At 64.0% G+C, this 2,094-nt stretch carries 1 protein-coding gene; it reads left to right on the top strand.

Annotation, left to right across the window (positions count from 1 at the left end):
* The first annotated feature begins 102 nt into the window (after window positions 1-102).
* On the top strand, window positions 103-2,025 hold the full coding sequence (locus tag BMW28_RS12680; protein ID WP_091818477.1) for an ATP-binding cassette domain-containing protein: 1,923 nt from the start codon (window positions 103-105) through the stop codon (window positions 2,023-2,025).
* Window positions 2,026-2,094 lie beyond the last annotated feature (69 nt).

Genomic DNA, 2,094 nt, shown 5'->3' with positions numbered 1-2,094 from the left:
GGTGCTGGTGCTGGTGCTGGTGCTGGTGCTGGTGCTGGTGCTGGTGCTGGTGCTGGTGCTGGTGCTGGTGCTGGTGCTGGTGCTTCCACCGATAATGCCGGCATGGCACTGATGACCTTATTGAATGCACACTTGGCGTTTGGCCATGTGGCGCTGCTGGATGGCGCGGAGTTTTCGCTGGAGGATTGCGAGCGGGTGGGACTGATTGGGCGCAATGGCGCCGGGAAGTCTTCGCTGCTGCGCATTCTGGGTGGACTGGAGCATGCGGATGATGGCCAGCTGCAGGTGCAGCAAGGCATTCGCGTCACTTATGTAGCGCAGGAGCCGGTGCTGGACGCCTCGCATACTGTATTTGAAGCGGCGAGCGCGGGCCTGGCCGAAGTGATCGCATTGCGCGAGCAGTATCTGCAGACCACGGACACGCATACCCTGGATGCGCTTCAGGGCCGCATCGAAGCCCTGGATGGGTGGACCTGGGAGCAACGGGTGGAAGAGACGCTGCAGCGACTGCATCTGCCACGCGATGCGCAGGTGGGTACGCTGTCCGGCGGGACGCGCAAGCGGGTAGCGCTGGCACAGGCGCTGGTGGCGCGGCCGGATGTGTTGTTGCTGGACGAGCCGACCAACCATCTGGATATGGATTCGATTCTGTGGCTGGAGGATCTGCTGAACGGGTTCAAGGGCAGCGTGGTGACGATCAGCCACGACCGGGCCTTTCTGGATGCGGTGTGTACGCGCATCGTGGAGCTGGACCGGGGATTGCTGCGCAGCTATCCGGGCAACTTTGCGCTGTACCAGCAGCAGAAGGAGGAGCAGCTGGCGCAGGAGGCGGTGATCAGCGCCCGTGCCGACAAGTTGCTGGCGCAGGAGGAGGTGTGGATCCGCAAGGGGGTGGAGGCGCGGCGCACGCGCAGCCAGAGCCGAGTGGCGCGTCTGCACAAGCTGCGCGCTGAGCGGACGGCGCGTCGGGAGGCGCTGGGCAGTGTGCGTATGGATATCGCCAGTGGCGTGCCGAGCGGCAAGATCGTGGCGGAACTCACTGAAGTCAGCAAGCGCTATGGCGACAAGGTGATTGTGCGCGATTTCAGTGCGACGATTCTGCGCGGCGACAAGGTGGGGCTGATCGGGCCGAACGGCGCTGGCAAGACGACGCTGCTGAAGCTGATCCTGGGGGAGATTGCGCCGGATAGCGGATCGGTGCGGCAGGGGGCAAATCTGCAGGTGGCGTATTTTGACCAGATGCGCGAGGCGCTGGACCTGAATGCCACGCTGGAGGATTTCATCAGCCCCGGGAGCGAGTGGATCGAGATTGGCAGTCGCAAACAGCATGTGAAGAGCTATCTGGGGGATTTTCTGTTCAGCCCGGCGCGGGCGGCTTCGCCGGTACGCAGTCTGTCGGGCGGCGAGCGCAACCGGCTGCTATTGGCACGCTTGTTTGCGCGGCCGGCCAATGTGCTGGTGCTGGACGAGCCGACCAACGATCTGGATATCGACACGCTGGAACTGCTGGAAGAGTTGCTGCAGACCTATGAAGGCACCGTGTTTCTGGTGAGCCACGACCGGGCGTTTCTGGACAATGTGGTGACCAGCACGATCGTGAGCGAAGGGGATGGGCGCTGGCGCGAGTACGAGGGCAGCGTGGAAGACTGGTTGACGCAGTCGCAGCGGGCGGCGGCGATGGAGAAGGCTGCAACGAGCCGGACTCCGCCCAGTCAGAAGTCTGGCGCTGAACAGGGCACGTCTGCAGCGGGTGTGTCTGGTACAGGCACCGCCGGCGATGGCGCCCCGGCACCGCGTTCGGGCAAGCGCAAGCTGAGCTACAAGGAACAAAGGGAACTGGACGCGCTTCCCGGGCAGATCGAGGCTCTGGAGGCGGAACAGGCAAGCATTCGCGCCGAGCTGGCGGGCGGCACCCTGTATGGATCCGATCTGGAACGCGCCATTGCCTTGCAACAGCGCGATGGGGAGATTGAAGAAGCACTGATGCTGGCGCTGGAGCGCTGGGAAGTGTTGGGGAGCATCTGAAGGCGATCCGTTGCGGATCCAGACGCTGGGTCGCTGGGTCGCTGGGTCGCTGGGTCGCTGGGTCGCTGG

Origin of the sequence: Allobrachymonas denitrificans DSM 15123 (assembly GCF_900110225.1) — a bacterium.
Taxonomy (GTDB): Bacteria; Pseudomonadota; Gammaproteobacteria; order Burkholderiales; family Burkholderiaceae_C; genus Brachymonas; species Brachymonas denitrificans.
The sequence above is the reverse complement of the archived record's forward strand: the minus strand, read 5'-3'. Positions and strand labels throughout refer to the sequence as shown.